The organism is Ideonella sp. FW305-24, assembly GCF_058788035.1.
In genome coordinates, this window is record NZ_JBYTAI010000006.1 from 365,736 (window position 1) to 388,492 (window position 22,757).

At 68.8% G+C, this 22,757-nt stretch carries 17 protein-coding genes; 8 read left to right on the top strand and 9 right to left on the bottom strand.

Annotated features, from left to right (window positions below):
• Nucleotides 1-12 precede the first annotated feature (12 nt).
• On the top strand, nt 13-2,109 hold the full coding sequence (locus AC3WR5_RS18855) for an alpha/beta hydrolase family protein (protein ID WP_492486249.1): 2,097 nt from the start codon (nt 13-15) through the stop codon (nt 2,107-2,109).
• On the opposite strand, the gene AC3WR5_RS18860 is transcribed toward AC3WR5_RS18855, so the two are convergent.
• The 7 genes from AC3WR5_RS18860 to recG all read right to left on the bottom strand — a co-directional run bounded on the left by AC3WR5_RS18860 (nt 2,099) and on the right by recG (nt 14,422).
• Nucleotides 2,099-3,022, bottom strand: a complete 924-nt coding sequence (locus tag AC3WR5_RS18860) for a LysR substrate-binding domain-containing protein (protein WP_141287644.1) — start codon at nt 3,020-3,022, stop codon at nt 2,099-2,101. The genes AC3WR5_RS18855 and AC3WR5_RS18860 overlap by 11 nt on opposite strands.
• Before the next feature lie 162 nt (nt 3,023-3,184).
• Entirely contained in the window at nt 3,185-4,777 is a 1,593-nt protein-coding gene (locus AC3WR5_RS18865) for a M4 family metallopeptidase (RefSeq protein WP_141287643.1), read from the bottom strand.
• A 325-nt stretch (nt 4,778-5,102) separates the two neighbouring features.
• Nucleotides 5,103-6,665 carry a M4 family metallopeptidase gene (locus AC3WR5_RS18870; protein WP_492486250.1) on the bottom strand — a complete coding sequence of 521 codons (1,563 nt, stop codon included), beginning with the start codon at nt 6,663-6,665 and terminating at the stop codon, nt 5,103-5,105.
• A gap of 248 nt (nt 6,666-6,913) precedes the next feature.
• Complete coding sequence (locus tag AC3WR5_RS18875) at nt 6,914-8,470, bottom strand: M4 family metallopeptidase (protein ID WP_492486251.1); 1,557 nt, start codon at nt 8,468-8,470, stop codon at nt 6,914-6,916.
• A gap of 238 nt (nt 8,471-8,708) precedes the next feature.
• Entirely contained in the window at nt 8,709-10,271 is a 1,563-nt protein-coding gene (locus tag AC3WR5_RS18880) for a M4 family metallopeptidase (protein ID WP_492486252.1), read from the bottom strand.
• 258 nt (nt 10,272-10,529) lie between these two features.
• Nucleotides 10,530-12,083 (bottom strand): M4 family metallopeptidase, encoded by a 1,554-nt coding sequence (locus AC3WR5_RS18885; protein WP_492486253.1) that lies wholly within the window; start codon nt 12,081-12,083, stop codon nt 10,530-10,532.
• Nucleotides 12,084-12,256: 173 nt separating this feature from the next.
• On the bottom strand, nt 12,257-14,422 hold the full coding sequence (recG, locus tag AC3WR5_RS18890) for an ATP-dependent DNA helicase RecG (protein ID WP_492486255.1): 2,166 nt from the start codon (nt 14,420-14,422) through the stop codon (nt 12,257-12,259).
• 229 nt (nt 14,423-14,651) lie between these two features.
• Between recG and AC3WR5_RS18895 the strand changes: the two genes are divergently transcribed.
• From AC3WR5_RS18895 to AC3WR5_RS18905, 3 genes are all read left to right on the top strand, one after another.
• A complete protein-coding gene (locus AC3WR5_RS18895; protein WP_343995021.1) occupies nt 14,652-14,792 on the top strand; it encodes a hypothetical protein in 141 nt (46 codons plus the stop codon).
• Nucleotides 14,793-14,900: 108 nt separating this feature from the next.
• Nucleotides 14,901-16,022: a tRNA preQ1(34) S-adenosylmethionine ribosyltransferase-isomerase QueA gene (queA, locus tag AC3WR5_RS18900; RefSeq protein WP_492486312.1), complete on the top strand. Its 1,122-nt coding sequence runs from the start codon at nt 14,901-14,903 to the stop codon at nt 16,020-16,022.
• 185 nt (nt 16,023-16,207) lie between these two features.
• Nucleotides 16,208-16,678: a c-type cytochrome gene (locus AC3WR5_RS18905; protein WP_492486257.1), complete on the top strand. Its 471-nt coding sequence runs from the start codon at nt 16,208-16,210 to the stop codon at nt 16,676-16,678.
• 14 nt (nt 16,679-16,692) lie between these two features.
• Here the strand turns inward: AC3WR5_RS18905 and AC3WR5_RS18910 are convergent, their stop codons facing one another.
• A complete protein-coding gene (locus tag AC3WR5_RS18910) occupies nt 16,693-17,379 on the bottom strand; it encodes an ArsR/SmtB family transcription factor (RefSeq protein WP_492486258.1) in 687 nt (228 codons plus the stop codon).
• A gap of 99 nt (nt 17,380-17,478) precedes the next feature.
• Between AC3WR5_RS18910 and AC3WR5_RS18915 the strand changes: the two genes are divergently transcribed.
• Entirely contained in the window at nt 17,479-17,817 is a 339-nt protein-coding gene (locus AC3WR5_RS18915) for an NIPSNAP family protein (protein ID WP_492486259.1), read from the top strand.
• 283 nt (nt 17,818-18,100) lie between these two features.
• Here the strand turns inward: AC3WR5_RS18915 and AC3WR5_RS18920 are convergent, their stop codons facing one another.
• Nucleotides 18,101-18,688, bottom strand: a complete 588-nt coding sequence (locus AC3WR5_RS18920; RefSeq protein WP_141290658.1) for an IMPACT family protein — start codon at nt 18,686-18,688, stop codon at nt 18,101-18,103.
• A 72-nt stretch (nt 18,689-18,760) separates the two neighbouring features.
• Here AC3WR5_RS18920 and tgt point away from each other — a divergent pair, with 72 nt between their 5' ends.
• From tgt to AC3WR5_RS18935, 3 genes are all read left to right on the top strand, one after another.
• Nucleotides 18,761-19,921, top strand: coding sequence for a tRNA guanosine(34) transglycosylase Tgt (tgt, locus tag AC3WR5_RS18925; RefSeq protein WP_492486261.1), 1,161 nt, complete (start codon nt 18,761-18,763; stop codon nt 19,919-19,921).
• Between the two features lie 110 nt (nt 19,922-20,031).
• On the top strand, nt 20,032-22,200 hold the full coding sequence (locus tag AC3WR5_RS18930; protein WP_492486263.1) for a hypothetical protein: 2,169 nt from the start codon (nt 20,032-20,034) through the stop codon (nt 22,198-22,200).
• Nucleotides 22,200-22,742, top strand: coding sequence for a hypothetical protein (locus AC3WR5_RS18935; RefSeq protein ID WP_492486264.1), 543 nt, complete (start codon nt 22,200-22,202; stop codon nt 22,740-22,742). Before AC3WR5_RS18930 ends, AC3WR5_RS18935 begins: the two co-directional genes overlap by 1 nt.
• The last annotated feature ends 15 nt before the right edge of the window (nt 22,743-22,757 follow it).

Consider the following 22,757-nt stretch of genomic DNA (forward strand, 5'->3'; position numbering starts at 1 on the left):
AGGGAGATGCGCATGTCTTCGATCTGCCTCTGGCGCGTGGCGCTGGCCCGTGTTCTGGGCCTGGCTGCGGCCAGCCTCGTGCTGGTCACGCTGGCGCATGCCGGCACCGATGCGCCCTTGCGCACCGCCATTGCCGCCGAGCGCGCACGCCCCGCTGCGCCGCTGCATGCGCGGGCCGACTTCCTGCTGCAACCCGCCATCAGCGAAGCCGCGCTGTCGCCGGACGGCCGCACCATCGCCTACCTGCGCGAGCTGGTGCCCGGCCAGCGCGAGCTGTGGTCCCAGCCGGTCGATGGCGGCGCGCCCCGGCGCTGGCTGCAGCGCACCGAGGCGAGTGAACTCGGCTGGTCGCAGGACGGCCGCTGGCTGCTGCTGGCCTCGCCGACACAGCTTTTTGCGCAGGCCATGGCGGGCCAGCCCGGCTCGGGCCTGGTGAGCCCGCTGGGCGGGCGCCTGCAACAGCGCTGGGCCGCGGTGGACCCGACGCGGCCAGCGGCCGTGCTGCTGGTGGTGCAGGCCAGCACCGAGCCTGTCAGCTGGCAGCTGGTGCGCGCGGACATGCATGGCCAGCGCGAGGTGCTGAGGCAGGACGCGCAGCGCCTGGTTGGCTTTGCGCTGGCGCCGGACGGCCGGCTCGCCTGGCTGCAGCGCATCGAGGGCGACGCCTCGGTGATCCACCGTGTGGACCGAAGCGGCGCGCTGATCGAAACGCTGCGCTGCGCCGAACTGCATCGCTGCGGCCTGCTGCCGCGCACCACCGACGCGGGCGACCTGCTGCTGCGCAGCGACCTGCCAGGTTCGCTGCGCGGGCTGCAGCGGCTGGACGCGGCAGGACGCCTGCACCCGATCTACCAAGACCCTCGCGGCGAGGCCGACATCGATGAGCTGGCGCTGGACCCGCTGTCTGCCCAGCCGGTGTTCGCCGACCACCGCAGCACGGCGCCGCTGCTGAGCGGGCTGGGCGCCGAGATGCAGCGCCACGCCGCCGCGCTGCGACGCGCCCTGCCGGGCCGCGTGCTGCGTGTGCAGGTGGGCCGTGGCCCCGGCGCGCGCTGGCTGGTCAGCGAACGTGGCGACAGCTTGCAGGTGCCGCGCTGGCAGTGCTACGACCCCACCAGCGGCCGGCTCAGGCAGGTGCTGGATCTTCCGCCCATCAGCCGGCGCAGCGGCATGCCGGCCACCGCTGTGCCCGAAGTCGCGCTCGCGCACCGCCTGTCGATCCGCTACCGCGCCAGTGACGGCCTGACGGTGCGCGGCTTCCTCAGCCTGCCGTCCGGTGCCGATGCAGCGAAGCTGCCCTTGCTCGCGCTGGTGCACGGCGGCCCCTGGAGCCATGCCAGTGCGGACTACAGCGCCACCGCCCAATTTCTCGCTAACCGCGGCTATGCCGTCTTCGAGCCCAACTACCGCGGTTCCACCGGACTGGGGCGCGACCATGTGCTGGCGGCGCGCGGCGACTACGGCGGCACCGGCCGCGTGCTGCAGGACATTGGCGACGGCGTGCGCTGGCTGCTGGCGCAGGGCGTGGGCGACGCGCAGCGCGTCGGCATCCTCGGCGCGTCGTTTGGCGGCTACGCGGCGCTGGCCGGCGTCACTTTCTCGCCGGATCTCTTCAAGGTCGGCGTGGCCTCGGTGCCGCCGCCGGATTTCAGCTGGGCATTGCGTTCGATCGCCCGCAGCGCCGAGGCCGATGTGGTCTCCGGCTACATGCCGTTCGAGCACTGGCTTTCGCTGCTGCAGCTGGACCCGCGCGACGCTGCGGCGATGGCCAGGCTCGGCGCGCAGTCGCCGCTGGCGCAGGCCGCGAGCTTGCGCCGCCCCGTGCTGCTGATCGCCGGTGGCGAAGACCGGCGCGTGGACCTGAGCGGTGTCATCGACTATGCGGCGCGCCTGAAGGCGCTGGACAAGCCGGTCACGCTGCTGGTCGACCCGCAGGCCGGCCACCGCAATGACGACCCGCTGGGCCGCGAGGCCGCTCTGTACCTGATGGAGCGCCAGCTGCAGCAAAGCCTGGGTGGCCCGCAGCCCGCACCGCCGGATGCGGTGCTGCAGGCCTACCTGGCGCGCAACACACGGCTGGGCGCGGAGATGCCCAGGCTCAGGCCGTGAGCCGTGTCACGCCCGGCAGTTCACAGGCATAGACGGCATTGCGCAGCGCGGCAATGGCCTCGTAGCGCGTGAAGCTGCGGCGCCAGGCCAGCACCACCCGGCGCGTCGGCACCGGTTCGGTGAAGGGCACGTACGCCAGGTGCGCGGTGGGCTCCTTGGGCACGGACAGGCCGGGCACCACCGTCACACCCATGCCCGAGGCGACCATGTGCTTGATGGTTTCCAGCGATGAGCCTTCGAAGCTTTTCTTGATGCCCTCGGTGTCGCTGGAGAAGCGGGCGTATTCCGGGCAGACCTCCAGCACATGGTCGCGAAAGCAGTGGCCGGTGCCCAGCAGCAGCATGGTCTCGCGCTTGAGCTCCTCGGGGCTGATGTGCTCGCGCTGGGCCAGTGCATGGTTGGCCGGCACCGCGACGACAAAAGGCTCGTCGTACAGCGGGGCCACGGCCAGGCCAGTGTCGGGGAAGGGCTCGGCCATCACTGCGCAATCGAGCTCGCCGGTGCGCAGCATGTCCAGCAGCTTGACGGTGAAGTTCTCCTGCAGCATCAGCGGCATCTGCGGCGTCTGCTCGATCGCGTTGCGCACCAGCTCGGGCAGCAGGTAGGGCCCGATGGTGTAGATGATGCCCAGGCGCAGCGGGCCGGCCAGCGGGTCCTTGCCGCGCTTGGCGATCTCGCGGATGCCTTGCGCCTGCTCGATCACGCTCTGCGCCTGGCGCACGATGGATTCGCCCAGTGGCGTCAGGCTGACCTCGCTGCTGCCGCGCTCGAAGATCTTCACGTCCAGCTCTTCTTCGAGCTTCTTGATCGCCACCGACAGCGTGGGTTGCGAGACATGGCAGGCCTCTGCGGCGCGGCCGAAATGGCGCTCGCGGGCAACGGCGACGATGTAGCGCAGCTCGGTCAGGGTCATGCCCGGATTGTGACGAGGAATGCGCTGTTGCCACGCGCACGCAAAAAAGCCGCCGGGCCAGGCTGGCCTCGGCGGCACAAGGCTGGCGCGCGGGCAGGCCTCCGAAGAGGTCTGCCCCGACCACGCGCCAACGGACTCAAGCGGTGCGAAGCGCCTCGTCGTTCAGGGACGGTTCACGGCCGTCCAGGCGGCGGCAACGGCCAGCGACTCGGGCGAGCCGGCGCCGTACAGGTCCTCGGCGGCCTTGATGGTGTCGGCGCGGGCCATGGCATGGGTTTCGGTCGAGACCATGTAGACGGTCAGCGCGCGGTACCAGATCTTGGCGGCCTTGTCGCGGCCGATGCCGGTCAGGCTGCCGTTGCCGGTGGCCTTCACCGTGTCACCGGTGGTGCAGGTCTTGGAAGCCGGGAAGGTGGCCGATGCCGTGCCTTCGGCCAGCAGGAAGAAGAAGTGGTTGCTGACGCCGGACGAGTAGTGCGGGTTCAGGTTACCCACGCCCTGGTACCAGCAGTCGGCGGAAATGTTGTCCTTGCTCGGCTGGTAGAGGTAGCGCAGCACCGTGCCGGGCTTCTTCATGATCATCTCGCCCAGCGTGTAGTCGCCCGGGTCGCCGGCATTGTTCGCGTAGAACTCGACCATGGTGCCCAGGATGTCCGAGCTGCTCTCGTTCAGGCCGCCGGATTCGTCGCCGTAGATCAGGTCCGCGGTGCGCGAGGTCACGCCGTGCGTCATCTCATGGCCGGCCACGTCCAGGGCCACCAGCGGCTTGAACTGGATGAAGCCGTCGCCGTACATCATGCAGAAGCACTCGTCGTCCCAGTAGGCGTTGTCCACGCGCGTGCCGAAGTGCACGCGCGAGTGGGCGCCGTTGCCGTCGTCGGCAATGCCGTTGCGGCCCATGACCTTCTTGTAGAAGTCCCAGGTCATGTTCTGGCCGTAGGCGGCATCGGCGGCCACGGTCTGGCGGTCGGTCTTGGTGCTGTCGCCCCAGACGTTGTCGGTGGCCGTGAACACCGTCTCGGTGTCCTGCGTGCCATTCATGTCCACCATGTAGTGGTTGCCGCGGGTGTTGTCCTGCAGCGTGTACTTGGTGCCCTTCTTGTTGACCGTGTCGTGCAGCGGCACGGTGCCGTAGTACAAGGCCTTGCCGGTGCCCTTGTCGTCGGCGCTGTGGATCTCGTTCCAGCGTTCCAGCAGGCTCGCCTGGTGCGCATCGATGATCACCCGCATGCGGGCCGGGCCGCCGGCTTCGTCATGACCCAGCACCGTCACGTCCCAGGCCAGCTTGGGCTGGCCATTGCGGGCATAGACCACCAGCTGGCGCGAGCGGACAGCGCTGTCTGCCACGCCCGAGGTTTTCAGCGCCAGGGCTTCGGCCGCGGTGCCGGACAGGGTGGGCTCGACCGCCAGGTCCAGCCGGCGCTGCGGCGCCTGCGACAGGCCGCTGAACTCGCCGCCGGGGCCGCTGTGCACGACCAGGTCGCCGCCAATGACCGAGAGGTGGCGGAAGGCGCGCTTGAAGCGCACGTGCTCGCTGCCGTCGGCGTCGACGATCAGGTCGGTGGCCTGGTAGTCGTCGTTGCCGGTGGCGCGCACGGCAGCAAAGGCGCTGCCGTTCAGATGGGCCAGCGCGCGCTGCACGGCGGGGTGGTCAGGCTGCGGCATTGCGGCCTGGGCCATCTGGGCGGACAGCAGCGCGGCGACGCCAGCGACGGTGGCGCGCAGGATGGCGCTGGAAGGGGCGGTGGGTTTCATCGAACAAGCTTTCCAGAGGAGGCCGGCGCTGCAGTGTGGGCAACTTCCCCGGCCGGGGACCATGGGCACAAAGGCATTGCCGGACACTGCGGACCTCGAAAAGCCCGGCGTGCAGCGGCACACAGCGGCACAGAGCAAACCAGACAGATCAATGTGCCGTGGTTGTGAATGTAGTGTTAATAGTATTTTGAGAATATCTTCAAACGTGGGGTGTGACAAAGAAAAGCCGCCGTGGCGAAGGGCCAGCGGCGGCTGTCAGGTTTTGTTCAGATTCACGGGGCACACGGCGACCTTGGGCCGCCGCACACGCCGGCAAATCAATTCATCACGAGCGGTTGACGGCCGCCCAGGCGGCCTTCACTGCGGTCACTTCGGCCGAGCTCGCGCCGTACAGGTCGGTTGCGGCGCTGATGGACGCAACACGGGCCGCAGCGTAGTCGGTGCTGGAGGTCATGTAGACGGTCAGCGCGCGGTACCAGATCTTGGCGGCCTTGTCGCGGCCGATGCCGGTCAGGCTGCCCGTGCCGCTGGCAACTCGCGTGTCGGTCGACTTGCAGGTCGGCGACGGCGAGCCGGCGCTGGTGCCTTCGGCCAGCAGGTAGAAGAAGTGGTTGGCCACGCCGGACGAATAGTGCACGTCCAGGGTGCCGACGCCGCTGTACCAGCAGTCGGCCGAGGCGCCATCCTTGCTCGGCTTGTCCATGTAGCGGATCACGCCGCCCTTGACGAAGATTTCTTCGCCGATGGTGTAGTCCGGCGTGTCGTTCGGGTTGTTGGCGAAGAACTCCACCATCGTGCCGAAGATGTCCGAGGTGCCTTCGTTCAGGCCGCCGGATTCGCCGGAGTAGATCAGGCCGGCGGTGCGCGAGGTCACGCCGTGCGTCATCTCGTGGCCGGCCACGTCCAGCGCGGTCAGCGGGTAGTAGCTCTTGCCACCGTCGCCGTCGCCATAGGTCATGCAGAAGCAGTCATCGCTCCAGAAGGCGTTGACGTAGTTCTTGCTGTAGTGAACCCGCGAACGCGCGCCGGCGCCGTCGTCGGCAATGCCATTGCGGCCGAAGGTGGCCTTGTAATAGTCCCAGGTCATGTTCTGACCGTAGGCGGCATCGGCCGCAGCGGTGGCGGCATTGGCCAAGGTGCCGTCGCCAAAGGTGGCGGTGCTGCTCTTGACGGCCGTTTCCTTGCGCTTGCCGTTGCCCATCGAGACGGTGCTGTGGCCACCGCGGGTCGCGTCGGTCAGCGTGTAGACGCCGCGGGCGTTCTTGTCGGCGTGCAGCGGCACGCTGCCGCTGAACAAGGTCTTGCCGGTGACGGTGGCGTCGGCGGTTTCGATCTCGTCCCACTGGTCCAGCAACTGCTTGCCATGGGCGCTGACGATCAGGTGCGTGCGGCTGGGGGTTGCGTCGGCGCGGTTGCCGGTGACCAGCACTTCCCAGGCCAGTTGCGGCTTGCCGTTGCGGGCGAAAACCACCAGCTGCTTGCTGGCGACGGCGCCGTTCTTGTGCTCGAAGCGGCCCTTGGCGAACTCGCTGGCGGCATTGCCGGCCAGCGTTGGCGTGGTGTCCAGGTGCAGCGCGCCGGCCAGCGGCTGGCTCATGCCGCGCAGCGCGCCTTGGGCATCGCTGTGCACCACCAGGTCGCCACCGATCACGCGCAGGCCGCGGAACTTGCGGTCGAAGCGCACGTGCTCGGTGCCATCGGCGTCGACGATCAGGTCACGCGCGACAAATTCGTCCTGGCTGGCGGCCAGGCTCGTGGCACCGCCCAGGTGGGCCAGCGCACGCTGCACGGCGGCATGGTCCGCAGCCGGTTGGGCAGCCAGGGCAGCTTGACCCAGGCAAACGGCGAGTGCGGCCGCAGCCACCAGGCGAAGAGAGTGAGACTTCATGAAACAAACTGCTTTCTGTTCCGACGCGGAATTCGGGCCGCAAAAAAGGCCCAGACAGGGCCCCCATGAACTCAGTGTCAGCAGATGCACCGCTTTGGTGTATCCCACGAACGCGGGGTTGGCCTGGTGCACGGGCGGAACGAATGCACAAAAAGAAGCCGCCCGGTTGGGGCGCTGCAGTTCGCAGCGCCCCAACCGGGCGGCGATGAAGCGCAGGCCACCAGGCCTGCGCTTGCAATCCCAGGGGATCAGTTGCGGTTGACGGCGGTCCAGGCGGCCTTGACGGCGGCGATTTCGGTCGCGCCGTACAGGTCGGTCGCGGCGCTGATGGTGGCAGCGCGAGCACCGGCGAAGTTGGTGGTCGAGGTCATGTACACGGTCAGCGCGCGGTACCAGATCTTGGCGGCCTTGTCGCGGCCGATGCCGGTCAGCGTGCCGGTGCCGGTGGCGGTCTTCTTGTTGCCCGAAACGCAGGTCTTGGACGGCACGCCGGCGGTGGTGCCTTCAGCCAGCAGGAAGAAGAAGTGGTTGGCCACACCGGACGAGTAGTGCACGTCGATCAGACCGACTGCCGGGTAGAAGCAGTCAGAGGACGCGCCATCCTTGTTCGGCTGGTACATGTAGCGCAGGGCCTGGCCGCTGCCGGCCGGGTACAGCTCTTCGCCGATCAGGTAGTCGCCGACGTCATTGGCGTTGTTGGCGTAGTACTCGACCATGCTGCCCATGATGTCGGAGGTCGCTTCGTTCAAGCCACCCGACTGGCGAGAATAGACTAGGCCGGCGGTGCGCGAGGTCACACCGTGGGTCATTTCGTGGCCGGCCACGTCCAGCGAGACCAGTGGCGTGAAGGAGTTGCCGTCACCGTAGGTCATGCAGAAGCAGCTGTCGTCCCAGAAGGCGTTGTCGTAATTGCTGCTGTAGTGCACGCGCGAACGGGCACCGGCGCCGTCGTCGGCAATGCCGTTGCGGCCGAAGGTCGTCTTGTAGTAATCCCAGGTCATGTTCTGACCGTAGGCGGCGTCGGCGGCCACGGTCTGGCCGTCGGACTCGGCGTTGTTGCCCCAGACGTTGTCGGTCGCGGTGTAGATCGTCTCGGTCGACGTGCCGTTGTTCATGCTGACCACGTAGTGGCTGCCACGGGTCAGGTCACGCAGCGTGTAGGTGCTGCCGCTCAGGTCGTCATGCAGCGTCACGTTGCCCGAGTACAGGGTCTTGCCGCTGCCGGTGTTGTCGGCGGTGTGGATGTCGTCCCAGCGGTCCAGCAGCTTCTTGCTGGTGGCGCTGATGATCAGGTGGGCTTCGCTCGGGGTGCCGTCGGCACGCACGCCGCTGACCTTCACGTCCCAGGCCAGCGTCGGCTTCGTGTCACGCGCGAAGACCACCAGTTCCTTGTTCTTCACCGTGCCGCCAGCGCCGAATTCGGCTTGCGCAGCCTTGGCCGCCAGCTTGGCATCGACCTTGGGCGACAGGTCGATCTGAACCATTTGCGCCAGCGTCTGGCTGACGCCGCGGAAGCTGCCGTCGCCGGCGCTGTGCACGACCAGGTCGCCACCGATCACGCGCAGGCCGTTGTGGCTGCGGTCGAAGCGCACATGCTCGGCGCCGTCGGCGTCGACGATCAGGTCACGGGCGACGAAGGCGTCCGAGCCCGACGAGTGCGCGGCGGCGAAGCCGGTGCCACTCAGGTGCGAGAGTGCGCGTTGCACGGCCGGGTTGTCGGCGGTGGGCTTGGCGGCGATGGCGGATTGGCCCAGGCACACGGCCATGGCGGCAGCGGCGACCAGGCGAAGAGAGGCGAGCTTCATGACGTGAGTTACTTTCTTGCTGACTAGCCGGCTGGTGGCCGGTGCGGCGGTGCCGCGTATTGGGACGGGCCTGTAGGCCCAAGGGAAAAACAGTGTGTGAGGAGGCACCTGAACAGACCATCCCTCAGGTAAGGGGCAGGGTCTGCCCGGGGGCGGCAGCTCCACAGCAAGAAAAGGGCCGGGCCCTTTCGAGCCCGGCCCTTTTCAGGGGACAAGGCGCCCGTCAGGGCGCGTCGGTTCAGCTGCGGTTAACGGCGGTCCAGGCGGCCTTGACGGCGGCCACTTCGGCCGAGTTCGCGCCATACAGGTCGGTCGCGGCGCTGACGGTGGCCACGCGCGCATCGGCGTAGTCGGTGCTGGAGGTCATGTAGACGGTCAGCGCGCGGTACCAGATCTTCGAGGCCTTGTCGCGGCCGATGCCGGTCAAGGTGGCGCTGCCGGAAGCGACCTTCTTGTCGCCCTTGACGCAGGTCTTGGACGGCGAGCCGGCGGTCGTGCCTTCGGCCAGCAGGAAGTAGAAGTGGTTGGCCACGCCGGACGAGTAATGCACGTCGATCAGGCCGACCGTCGCGTAGAAGCAGTCAGCCGAGGCGCCGTCCTTGCTCGGCTGGTACATGTAGCGCAAGGCCTTGCCGCTGCCTGCCGGGTAGAGCTCTTCGCCGATCAGGTAGTCGCCGACGTCATTGGCATTGTTGGCGTAGTACTCGACCATCGTGCCCATGATGTCCGACGTGCCTTCGTTCAGGCCGCCCGACTGGCGCGAATAGACCAGGCCGGCGGTGCGCGAAGTCACGCCGTGGGTCATTTCGTGGCCGGCCACGTCCAGCGAGACCAGCGGCGTGAAGGTGTTGCCGTCGCCGTAGGTCATGCAGAAGCAGCTGTCGTCCCAGAAGGCGTTGTCGTAGTTGCTGCTGTAGTGCACGCGCGAACGGGCGCCGGCGCCGTCGTCGGCGATGCCGTTGCGGCCGAAAGTCGTCTTGTAGAAGTCCCAGGTCATGTTCTGACCGTAGGCCGCGTCGGCGGCGGCGGTCTCGGTGCTGGCTTCGGTGCTGTCGCCCCAGACGTTGTCGCTGCCGGTGAAGATGGTCTCGGTCGAGGTGCCGTTGCCCATGCTGACCACGTAATGGTTGCCCCGGGTCGCGTCCTTCAGCGTGTAGGTGCTGCCGCTCAGGTCGGCATGCAGCTTGACCTTGCCGGAGTACAGCGTCTTGCCGTTGCCCACCGCGTCCGCGGTGTGGATGTCGTCCCAGCGGTCCAGCAGCTTCTTGCTGGTGGCGCTGATGATCAGGTGGGCTTCGCTCGGGGTGCCGTCGGCACGCACGCCGCTGACCTTCACGTCCCAGGCCAGCGTCGGCTTCGCGTCACGCGCGAAGACCACCAGTTCCTTGTTCTTCACCGTGCCGCCAGCGCCGAATTCGGCTTGCGCAGCCTTGGCCGCCAGCTTGGCATCGACCTTGGGTGACAGGTCGATCTGGATCATGCGGCTCTGCATCTGGCTCACGCCGCGGAAGCTGCCGTCGCCAGCGCTGTGCACGACCAGGTCGCCACCGATCACACGCAGGCCGTTGTGGCTGCGGTCGAAGCGCACATGCTCGGCGCCGTCGGCGTCGACGATCAGGTCACGGGCGACAAAGGCGTCTGCGCCGGACGAATGGGCGGCTGCGAAAGCGGCACCGCCCAGGTGCGCCAGCGCGCGTTGCACGGCCGGGTTGTCGCCCGTGGGCTTGGCGGCAAAGGCGGACTGACCGAGGCAGACAGCCATGGCCGCAGCAGCGACCAGGCGAAGAGAGACGAGCTTCATGAAGTGGGTGACTTTCTTGCTGACGAGCCGGCGGATGGCCGGGTGCGGCGGCGCCGCATGACGAGAGGGCCGGTGAGCCCCGAAAAGGCTTGCACGCGCCCCAAAACAGTTCATGGGATTGACATCCGTCTCTGCTTTGAAGATATGCAATGCATATGTAGCAAGAAAAAGGCCAGGCCCTTTCGGGTCTGGCCTTGTGACGGCTCAGTGTTGGCAGCGCGCGAGCCGCGCTGCCAATGACCAGCTGCGCGCAGGCGCTCAGCTGCGGTTGACGGCGGTCCAGGCGGCCTTGACGGCGGCCACTTCGGCCGAGCTTGCACCGTACAGGTCGGTTGCCGCGCTGATGGTCGCGGTGCGGGCGCCGGCGTAGTTGGTGCTGGCGGTCATGTAGACCGTCAGCGCGCGGTACCAGATCTTCGCAGCCTTGTCGCGGCCGATACCGGTGAGCGTACCGGTGCCGGTGGCCGTCCTGGTGTTGCCCGAGACGCAGGTCTTGGACGGCGAACCGGCGGTCGTGCCTTCGGCCAGCAGGAAGTAGAAGTGGTTGGTCACACCGGACGAGTAGTGCACGTCCAGGTTGCCCACGCCGGAGTACCAGCAGTCGGCCGAGGCGCCGTCCTTGCTCGGCTGGTACATGTAGCGCAGCGGGGTGCTGCTCAGCTCTTCGCCGATGGTGTAGTCGCCCGGATCGTTGCTGTTGGCAGCGTAGTACTCGACCATCGTGCCCATCACGTCGGACGTGCCTTCGTTCAGGCCGCCGGATTCACCCGAGTAGGTCAGGTTGGCGGTGCGCGAGGTCACGCCGTGCGTCATCTCGTGGCCGGCCACGTCCAGCGAGACCAGCGGCGTGAAGCTGTTGCCGTCGCCATAGGTCATGCAGAAGCAGCTGTCGCTCCAGTAGGCATTGTCGTAGTTGCGGCTGTAGTGCACCCGCGAGTAGGCGCCCTTGCCGTCGTTGGCAATGCCGTTGCGGCCGAAGGTGTTCTTGTAATAGTCCCAGGTCATGTTCTGACCGTAGGCCGCGTCTGCGGCCACCGTCTGCGTGTCGGACTCGGCGTTGTTGCCCCAGACGTTGTCGGTGGCGGTCATCAGCGTCTCGCGGCGGGTGCCGTTGTTCATCGAGACGACGTAATGGCTGCCGCGGGTCAGGTCGCGCAGGGTATAGGTGCTGCCGGACAGGTCGTCATGCAGCGTGACGTTGCCCGAGTACAGCGTTTTGCCGGAGCCGACGTTGTCGGCGGTGTGGATGTCGTCCCACTTGTCCAGCAGCTTCTTGCTCGACGCGCTGAGGATCAGGTGCGCCTCGCTGGGCGTGCCGTCTGCCTGGGTGCCGCTGACGAGCACGTCCCAGGCCAGTTGCGGCTTGCCGCTGCGGGCGTAGACCACCAGTTCCTTGCTTTGCACAGCGCCGTCCCGGTGCGGGAACAGCGCCAGCGCGGCCTTGCCGGCGTGCTCGCTGGCGACCTTGGGCACCAGGTCGACCTGGACCATGCGGCTCAGCGTCTGACTGATGCTGCGGAAGCTGCCGTCGGCACCGCCGTGCACCACCAGGTCGCCGCCGATCACGCGCAGGCCGTTGTGGCTGCGGTCGAAGCGCACGTGCTCGGCGCCGTCTTCGTCGACGATCAGGTCACGGGCAACGTAGCTGTCCGAACCCGAGGCGTGTGCGGCGGCAAAGCCGGTGCCGCTCAGGTGGGCCAGTGCACGCTGCACGGCGGGGTGGTCGGCGGCAGGGGCCGCGGCCTGGGCGGGCGCAGCCATCGAGAAGGCCACGACAGCCATGGCAATGGCATTGAACGCGAAAGTCTTCATGAGTCCGATTTCCTTGTGGGTAGTTTTTTTGCGGCCCGAAGTCGGCGGATCGTCGACTTCGGGCCGCGACGCAGTGTCGGGCTCTGTTTCAGCGCGATGACATCCCTTGAACAGGGGGAGGTGTCAGAACTGACAGGTCGGGTCAACCCCTCTTGCGGGGGAGCGGTTGACCCTCAGGCCTTCAGGAAATCGGCCTTGCTGCCCAGCCAGCGGGCCACTTGCGCCCGGGCGGCGGCAGGGTGGTGATCCAGCAGCCAAGGCGCCGCCTGGCGGGCCCTTGCCAGCAGCGGTGCGTCCTCCGCCAAGTCGGCAAAACGCAACAAGGCATCGCCCGATTGGCGCGCGCCCATGAACTCGCCCGGCCCGCGGATCTCCAGGTCGCGCCGCGCGATCTCGAAACCGTCCCCGGTTTCCACCATCGCCTTGAGCCGCTGCTTGCCGGTCTCGGACAGCGGCGAGCTGTACAGCAGCACGCAGATGCTGGCCACTTCGCCACGACCCACGCGGCCACGCAGCTGGTGCAGCTGCGCCAGGCCGAAGCGCTCGGCATGCTCGATCACCATCAGGCTGGCGTTCGGCACGTCCACGCCAACCTCGATCACCGTGGTCGCCACCAGCACGGCGGTCTGCCCACTGGCGAAGCGGGCCATCACTTCGGCCTTCTCGGTGGGCGCCAGCCGGCCGTGGATCAGGCCGACCGCCACGCCTGGCAGCGCATCGCTCAGTTCCTGGTGCGTGTCGGTCGCATTGGCCAGTTCCGAGAGCGGCTTGCCGCGCCCGTCGCCCTCGGCTTCGGATTCCTCGATCAGCGGGCAGACCCAGTACACCTGCCGGCCGCGCGCCACCTCCTCGGCAATGCGCGCCATCACCTCGTCGCGCCGGCCTTCGCCGAAGACCTTGGTCAGGATGGGCGTGCGGCCGGGCGGCAGCGCGTCGATGGTCGAGACCTCCAGGTCGGCGAAGTAAGTCATCGCCAGCGTGCGCGGGATGGGCGTGGCGCTCATCATCAGCAGGTGTGGCTCCAGCGCTGGGCTGCCCGGACCGCGCTCGGTGCGCAGCTTGCGCCGCAGCGCCAGCCGCTGGGCCACGCCGAAGCGGTGCTGTTCGTCGACGATGGCCAGCCCCAGCCGCGCGAACTGCACGTCGTCCTGGATCACCGCATGCGTGCCGACGATCAGCTTCGCCTCGCCGCTGGCCACCCGTTCCAGCATTTCGCGCCGGCCCTTGCCCTTGCGGCTGCCGGTCAGCCAGGCGACGGTGATGCCCAGCGGCTGCAGCCACTGCACCAGCTTGACGAAATGCTGCTCGGCCAGGATCTCGGTGGGTGCCATCAGCGCGCATTGCCAGCCAGCGTCCATCGCGACCGCGGCGGCGAGTGCGGCCACCACTGTCTTGCCCGAACCCACGTCACCCTGCAGCAGGCGGTGCATCGGCTGCGGCTTGGCCAGGTCGGCGGCAATCTCCTGGCTGACACGCTGCTGCGCGTCGGTCAGCCCCCAGGGCAACACCGCCAGCAGCCGCTCGTGCAGGCCGCCGGGCAGCGCCTGCATCACCGGCGCCGCCAGCCGTGCGCGTTCGCGGCGCGACTGCATCTGCGAGAGCTGCTGCGCCAGCAGTTCCTCGAACTTCAGCCGCTGCCAGGCCGGGTGGCTGTGGTCCTCCAGCGTGGCCAGGCTGGCCGAGTCTGGCGGGTGGTGCAGGAACTGTAGCGCCGCGCGCAGCGAAGGCAGGCCGGGCGGCAGCACGCTGGCGGGCAGCAGCTCGTCCAGCGGCGCGCGTGAGAGACCGGCCGCCACCGCCTTGCGCAGGTAGGCTTGCGGCAGCTGCGCGCCGGCCGGGTACACAGGGGTCAGCGCGGCCGCCAGCGGCGTGTGTTCGTCCACCGCCTTGAAGGTCGGGTGCACCATCTCGCGGCCGAAGAAGCCGCCACGCAATTCGCCACGCACGCGCACCCGCTGGCCCGTCGCCAGCGTCTTCTGGTGCGAGGGGTAGAAGTTGACGAAGCGCAGCACCAGCTCGTCGCCCGCGTCGTCATGCAGCCGTGCCACCAGCTGCCGCCGCGGCCGGAAGTCAACGCGGCATTCGACGATCTGCCCCTCGACCTGCGCTGTCTGCCCCGGCTGCAGCGCGGCAATCGCGCTCAGCCTGGTTTCGTCCTCGTAGCGCAGCGGCAGGTGCAGCGCCAGCGCCAGCGGAGTGTCCAGCCCCATGCGGTCCAGCGCCTTGGCCGGCGCGCTGCGCAGGTCGGCCTTCGAGGCCGGCTTGGCGTCCCCCGAGGCAGCGCCGTTCGGGGCATCGGTGGCAGGGCTGGCGGCTGGTGAACGCGGCATGGCCGGCATTCTCGCGTGACATCGCGCCCGCGCAGGTCCGCCCGTCCGGGCTCGGGTTCCCCCTGGGGTTCTCTTTTCTGACACAAAAAAGAGGCACCCACTTGCAGTTCCCGCCTGCAAACCGCGGCCGCCGGCAGCGACAATTACGCCAGCGCCAAGACAAGGTTTCGCCCGCAAATCGCGGGGGCCGTCAGGCGCTGCTCGAACAAACTGGACAGGTATGGTTGCCTTGCGTGTGATGGGTCGTTTGGTAGGTCGCTTGCTGTTGGGCCTGGCGCTGGTGCTGAGCGTGGCCGTGGGCCTGGCCTGGTCCTGGGACCATTCGGACAGTGCCGCGGCAGTCGCTGCCAGCGCCGACCCCAACAGCGCTTCGCGCTGAGACTTCACGCCGTGGCGGGCCTTGCGAACATCTCCGCATCGCCGCCCGGGCATCGGATGGGACAATCGGCCCATGTCCAGCTTTGAAGGCCAGTCAAGCCTGCAAGCCATGCCCCTGATCGAAGCCTCTTCCCTTGCCGGCGCCCCGGCGCCCCGCCAGTTCACGCTGGCCGACTTCGACTTCCCGCTGCCACCCGAGCTGGTGGCACAGCATCCGGCGGCCGAGCGCAGTGCCTCGCGCCTGCTCGACGGTCGCGGCGACACGCCGGTCGACCGCATCTTCCGCGAGCTGCCCGCGCTGCTTTCGCCGGGCGACCTGCTGGTCTTCAACAACACCCGCGTGCTCAAGGCCCGCCTGCATGGCGAGAAGGCCACCGGCGGCAGCGTCGAGGCGCTGGTCGAGCGGGTGCTGCCTTACGACCACGCGGCCGCTGGCCCCGGTGAAGTGCTGGCCCACCTGCGCGCCAGCAAGTCACCCAAGCCCGGCAGCACCGTGCGCCTGGGCACCGACCGCAGCGAGGGCTTCGAAGCCGAGGTGCTGGGCCGCGGCGGGCCGGACGGCTCGTTGTTCCACCTGCGCTGGCCGGGCGACCCGCTGGCGCTGCTGGAGCGCCACGGTCACGTGCCGCTGCCGCCCTACATCACGCACGAGGACGCAGCCGAAGATGCCGAGCGCTACCAGACCGTGTTCGCCAACAAGCCCGGCGCCGTCGCCGCACCCACCGCCGCGCTGCATTTCGACGCCGCCGTGCTGGCCGCGCTGGCCGCCCGCGGCGTGGCGACCACCGAGGTCACGCTGCACGTTGGCGCCGGCACTTTCCAGCCGGTGCGCACCGAGAACCTGGCCGAGCACAAGATGCACAGCGAGTGGTTCGAGGTGCCGCAAACCACGGTGGACGCGATTGCCCGCACCCGCGCCGCTGGTGGCCGCATCGTTTCGGCGGGCACCACCACGCTGCGCGCGCTCGAATCTGCCGCGCGGCAGACCGGCAGCCAGCGCGGCATCGACCACGCCTGCAGCGGCGACACCGACATCTTCATCACGCCCGGCTTCCAGTTCCGCGTGGTGGACCGCCTGGTCACCAACTTCCACCTGCCCAAGAGCACGCTGATGATGCTGGTCAGCGCCTTTGCCGGCCACGAACACATCATGGCGCTCTACCGCCACGCCGTCGAAGCGCGCTACCGCTTCTTCAGCTACGGCGACGCGATGCTTTTGGATCGTCGGTAGATTGGGGCACCCGGCTTTGCGGGTACGCAAAGCCACCCGCCGAGCGGGTTGCGCGGTCGCCTTGGGGCGGCCCGGCGCCGACCGAGTGGGCACCCGGTTCGGCGGGTGCGCACAGTCGCCTGCGGCGTTGCGGCCGGCTTGACCCAGCGCAAGCCGCTGCGGCCGGCCAGCCCCTAAGGTGCCGCATGCCTTCCCGTCTTGCCGTTCTCTCCTGCGCCGCTGCTGCAATGGCGCTCGCCGCCTGCACCCTGCCACCGGCCGGGCCGGTGCAACCTGCCGCGGTCGCGCCAGTTGTCGCGGCACCAGCCCCGGAGGCCAATCTCGACCTGGCGATGCTGCGACTCGCCGAGCGCAGCGGCTGCACCGCCTGCCATCAGGTGGACCGTCCTGTGCCGGATGAAGAGGAAGCGGTTCCGGCGCCCCGGCCGCCGGTCGGACCTTTCTGGCGCGACGTGGCCAACCGTTACCGCGACCAGCCGTCGGCTTTGCAGCGCCTGAGCGCCAGCGTGTCAGGTGGCTCGCGTCCCCAGGCGCCGCACTGGCGCGACGTGGCCGGCTTGTCGATGCCGCCCAACCGCCCGCTGGCCTCCAGCGAGGAGGTGCAGCAACTGGTCCGCTGGATCCTGGCCCTGCCCGAAACCCCGCCGGAGCCGTAGCGCGGCGATGGCGTTCATCCCTCGCTGTGGATCCACGCCGTCCAGTTCGCCTCACCGGCCCCGGTGAACTTCAGCACCCGCGAGTTCGCCTCGCGCCGCGCCCAGCCCAGCGACAGCACCCGGTCCAGCACGGCCGCGCCGAGCGCGCCACCCAGGTGATGCCGCCGTTCGCTCCAATCCATGCAGCTGCGGCACAGCGGCCGGCGCTGCGCCTGAAGTGCTGAAAGCGCCAGCCCGAGCCGGCCGAACAAGGCAGTCGCTCCGGGCGCTAGTGGCAACACCCCGTTCCCCTCCGGCAGCAGCCCGCGCTGGCGCAAGCCCAGCATCAGCTGCACGCCGCGCTCGCCGGCCAGATGGTCATAACAGACCCGCGCTTCGCGCAGCGCCGGCTCCTTCGGTCCTGGCCGCAGCCGCTTCGCACCACTGCGCGTGGCCACGCCCATCAGGCTTTCGAGCAGCTGGGCCACGTCGGGGTCGGCCAAGCGGAAATAGCGGTGCCGGCCTTGCGCGCTGACGACCAGCAACTGCGCTTCGACCAAGCGCGCCAGGTGCGCGCTCGCCGTCGCCTTGCCAACGCCCGCGCGCTGCGCCAGCTCGGTGGCGGTCAACGCCTGCCCGGCCATCAGCGTGGCCAGCATCTCGGCACGTGTCGGGTCGCCGATCAAGGCGGCCACACGGGCAATCGGTGGCCCGTCAGCCATGGCAATGGATTGCGCTCATGGTTCGATCGTAGGCGAATCGTGCCCGACTGAAAAGCACGCACAGTGGCGTCACCGTCTGATTGACCCCGAGGAGCCTCCATGGCCGTGACCTGTTTCATCCGCTACGAAATCGACCCGTTCCAGCGCGAAGCCTTCACCGCTTACGCCCAGGCCTGGGGCCGCATCATTCCCCGTTGCGGCGGGCAGCTGGTCGGCTACTTCCTGCCCTGCGAAGGTAGCAACCACGAGGCCTGGGGCCTGATCTCGTTCGAAGACCTGGCCGCTTACGAGCGCTACCGCACCCGCCTGAAAGCCGACCCCGAAGGCCGCGCCAACTTCGAGTCGGCCCAGCGTGGGCGCTTCATCCTGCGTGAGTGGCGGACGTTTTGCGAAGGTGTGCCGGGGACGTTGAATCGGTCTGCGGAAATGACTTCGTGATGGCCGTTCACGACCTGGGGTCGGCATGGGATCAGGCCGGCGGGACGCTGTTCCGCTCATGTCCCCCAACTTCGGCTGCGCCGAAGTTTCCTCCTTTACTTCGCTGCACAGCATCCCACCACCCTGATCTGGCGCGGTGTTTTGGCTGTTCGACCGTGAAACCCCAAGACCGTGGAGTTCCAAGGACGGCGGGTGGCCGGCGCAGTGAAGTAAAGGAGGAGGCCGAAGGCCGGGGGACATGAACGGAGCCGGCCACCCGTTGGCCTTGGCCACTGAAACCTAGTCAGTCAGTCAGCCAGCACAACTTTCCCTGACCCGCTTCTTCCAATCGAAGCTTCAAGGCCTCCGAAGCAGACGCCAGTACCGAGAAGTGCAGCACCACGCCGTCACCGTGCCCTGCGTCGAGCAAAGAAGCACCGGCCAGGTCCAGCTCCCGCCGAAAGCGCCCCTCCAGTGCGTACGGCACCTCGCAGCGCCATTCGATGCGCTTTTGCAGCGGCGTCTTCTCGGCGCCCAACAAGGCTTGCGCCACCGCGTCGGTGTAGGCGCGCACCAGGCCGCCAGCGCCCAGCTTCACGCCGCCGAAATAGCGCACCACGCTGGCCATCACGCCTTCCAGGTCCTGGTGGCGCAGCACGTCCAGCATCGGCCGACCGGCGGTGCCACCGGGTTCGCCATCATCATTGGCGGCTGACTGGCCGCCGGCCATCAGGGCCCAGCAGACGTGGTTGGCACCGGGATGCTGGGCACGCAGTTCCGCCACGCGGGCGACCGCTGCGGCGCGGTCGGCCATCGGTTCCACGCAGGCGATGAAGCGGCTTTTCTTGATCACCAGCTCGTGATGCACCGGCTGGTTCAGGCTGAAGGGCATGGGTGCATTGTCCCGCCAGCAGGCCAGCGCCCACCCGCGAGACCGGGTGCCCCACTGCGCGACAATCCCCGGATGCTCCAGTTCGAACTGCTCAAGACCGACGGCCATGCCCGCCGCGGCCGGCTGACGCTCAACCACGGCGTGGTCGAGACGCCGATCTTCATGCCGGTGGGCACTTACGGCACCGTCAAGGGCGTGCTGCCACGCTCGCTGCACGACATGGGCGCGCAGATCATCCTGGGCAACACCTTCCACCTGTGGATGCGGCCCGGGCTGGACGTGATGGCCAGCTTCGGCGGCCTGCATGGCTTCGAGAACTGGCACAAGCCGATCCTGACCGACTCCGGCGGCTTCCAGGTCTGGTCGCTCGGCGAGATGCGCAAGATCACCGAGGAAGGCGTGAAGTTCGCGTCACCGGTCAATGGCGACAAGCTGTTCCTCACGCCGGAAGTCTCGATGCAGATCCAGACGGTGCTGAACTCCGACATCGTCATGCAGTTCGACGAGTGCACGCCTTACGAAACCAAGGGCCACCGCACGACCGAGAAGGAAGCGCAGGTCTCGATGGAGCTGAGCCTGCGCTGGGCCAAGCGCTCGCAGGCCGAGTTTGCCAAGCTGCAGAACCCGAACGCGCTGTTCGGCATCGTGCAGGGCGGCATGTTCGAAAACCTGCGTGAAGCCTCGCTGAATGCGCTGGTCGAACTGGACCTGCCGGGCTATGCGATTGGCGGTGTCAGCGTCGGCGAGCCCAAGGACGAGATGCTGCGCATCATGGCGCACACGCCGCATTTGCTGCCGGCCCACAAGCCGCGCTACCTGATGGGCGTGGGCACGCCGGAAGACCTGGTCGAAGGCGTGGTCTGCGGCGTGGACATGTTCGACTGCGTGATGCCCACCCGCAACGCCCGCAACGGTCACCTCTTCACCCGCTTCGGCGATTTGAAGATCCGCAACGCGCGCCACAAAAGCGACCACCGGCCGATCGACGAAAGCTGCAGCTGCTATGCCTGCGCGGGCGACGCGAATGTTGCCGGGATGGGCGCCGGCGGCTTCAGCCGCGCCTACCTGCACCACCTGGACCGCTGCGGCGAAATGCTGGGGCCCATGCTGGCCACGGTTCACAACCTGCATTACTACCTGAACCTGATGCGCGAAGTGCGCGCATCCCTGGACGCCGGCACCTTCGCCGAATTCCGCCGCCAGTTCGCGGCCGACCGGGCACGCGGCGTCTAGCGAACAGAGACCTCCTCACAGCCCACCGCTGGCCGTGCGCCGCCCTTGTGCAGTGCACCGTCGCTGGCGGCCGGGCACCTCCCCTTCTTCACCACGGATGAACTCGCCCCATGGCGACCTCTGCCAAGCGCCGCGCGGCTTCCGCGCCGGCTGAACCCGCTGCCGACCTCATCGTCGACACCCCGACACCCGCCGCCAAACCCGCCCGCACGCGCAAGCCGCCGAAGGCTGCGGCAGAAGTCGCTGCGCCGGTGGTCGAGGCCGCCGAGGCGCCGGCCTCCGCGCCGCGCAAGCGCTCGCGCGCCAAGCCGGCTGAACCGGTGGCAGCGCCTGTGGCGGAGGTTGTCGAGGTCGTTGAGACCGAGGCAGCAGCGCCCGCACCGCGTGCCCGCGCCAAGAAGCCCGCTTCGAAGACGGCGCGCCCTGCCAAGGCTTCGCCGGTGGTCGAGGAGGTCGCAGTCGAAGCCGAGCTCGTCGTTGCGCTGCCAGTCGATGTCGAGCCGGCGCCCGCTGTCGAGCCCGAAGTGCCGTTGCCCATCGCCGAAGAAGCCGTGCCGGTGGAGGCGCCCAGCGCGCCCGTCGCCCCGCCGCTCCCACCCCTCCCGCCGCGCCCCGCTCACAGCCAGCTCACGCTGCAGGACGACGGCCTTCGTTGCACCTTGCGCTGGCAAAGCGGCAGCCGCTGCCCCAACAGCCTGCTGGACGCAGTGGCCCCGCTGCAGCAGGCCGGCGGCGTGCTGGCGCTGAGCAGCACCGACGCGCTGGCGGCCCTGGTGGCCGAGGCCAGGCACGCCGGGCACAAGCTGGTGGTGGATGACGCCGTGTGGCAGCACCTTGCCGCCCAGGGCGACCTGCACGGCCGCATCGATCACCTCGAAGCCCTGTACCCGCAAGGACTGGACGGCGTGGCCCTGCCCGAGTCGCCTCAGGCCCTCACGCCTCGCCCCGCCCAGCTCGAAGGCGCGTTTTTCCTCGCCTGCGTCGGCACCTGCCTGGTGGCTGACGATGCCGAACTCGAACCGGCGCGCGAAGCTGCGCTGGCCTGGCAACTGGTCCGCCGCCACTTCGGCGCCGACACGGTGACTGTGCTGGCCCCCGCCGAGCGCCTGGCCGAATGGCAGGCTTTGCTGAGCGCCCCCAGACCTGCCGCCTCGCGCCAGGCCCCCCAAGGGGGTCAAGAAAACTCGGGAACGGCCCTTCGATTTCTTGAGAGCCCGGCCGCGGATGAAGCCGCGCCGCCGCGCCTGCTGGCATGGACCGACGAACTCGACCTGGCCGCGCTGCAAGCCGGCAGCGTGCTGATCGTCGACCAGCGCGACGGTTTGCGCGCGCCGCTGCCCGTGCTGGCCGATCAACCGACCTGGTGCTGGGTGCTCTGCCCGGCCGACCTGCTGCAGGCCGACCGCGCTGGCGCCGAAGCCTGGCTGCGACGCATTGACCGCCAGCGCAGCGGCGCGCTGGCCGACTGGCTGGACGGCGAAGGCGACGCGGTGCTCGCACCGCTGCTGCTGCAACGCCGCTTTGCCGATGTGGCACAGCAATGGCCGGCCTGGGCGTCGCAGACCCTGGCGTGCCCACTGCCCGCGTTGCAGCGTGAGACCCATGACAAGGCGCAGGCCGCCGCACTGCAGTTGCTGTCGCGCTGGCAGCGCAGCGGTTTCCTGTCCGACAGCGATCAGCTCGCGCTGCAGCGTCAACTGCAAGCGCAACAACAGGCCTGCCGCGAAGCCGGCGAAGCGGCGCTGCCGGCGCTGCTGCAGCAGGCCATGGCCGACGGTGTGCGCCGTGTGGTGGTGTTCGCCGAAGACGCCGAGACGCTGCCCGAATTGGCCGAACGTATGGGCGAAGCTGGCTTGCCGGCCTTTGCGCTGGCGGGCACGATGAACGAACGCGAAGCCTTGCTGCGCCAGTTCCGCGACGCGCCCGAGGCGCAGGTGCTGCTGGTGGCCGATGGTGTGCCTGCCGACGAACCACGCATCGCGGTGCAGCCGCAGCGCCCACTGGTCATCCTGCTCGACCGCCCGTGGAACGACGCGGTGCGCGAGCGCCGCCTGCAGCGCGTGCGTGCGCTGCGCACCCAGCGCAGCCTGCCGGTCTGGCAACTGATGCCGGCCGACAGCCTGGCCAGCCGCCGCGAGGCGCAGGCTGACAAGGCCGCCAGTGCCGAGCCGGTCACCGGCCTGCGCCGCGGCGCCGCGCTGCAGGCCTGGCTGGCCGAACTGCTGGCTTGCCTCGCACCCGCGGCGGCCCCACTCGAAGCCGAGGCACACTCCGGCTGATGCAAAGCAGCCCCCCGCCGCGTCCACCCCACCGCAAGCCGTTCTGGCGCCGCTTTGTGCGCGGCCTGTGGGAGTGGCCGCTGGCGGCGCTGATCCTGTTCGAGGAATGGGGCTGGGAGCCGCTGCAGCGCGCGATGGCGCGCATCGGCCAGTGGCCGGGCTTTCGCTGGATCGGCCGCTGGATCGAGTCGTTGCCGCCGTATGGTGCGCTGGCGCTGTTTGCCTTGCCCACGCTGGCGCTGCTGCCGGTCAAGCTGCTGGCGCTGTTCGCGATCAGCCGCGGCCATGCGCTGCTGGGCACGCTGGTCATCGTGGCCGCCAAGGTGGCCGGCACCGCCATCGTCGCGCGCCTGTTCACCTTGACCCAGCCGGCGCTGATGCGCCTGGGCTGGTTCGCCCGCAACTACGCACGCTGGACCGTGTTCAAGGAGCGCCTGTTGGCCCAGGTGCGCGCCTCGCGCCCGTGGCGCGCGGCGCGGGTCGTCAAGCGCCGAATGGGCCGTTGGGTGCGGCTGCTCAAGCGCTGGCTGAGCCGCGACTGAGCAGGCCTTGATCGG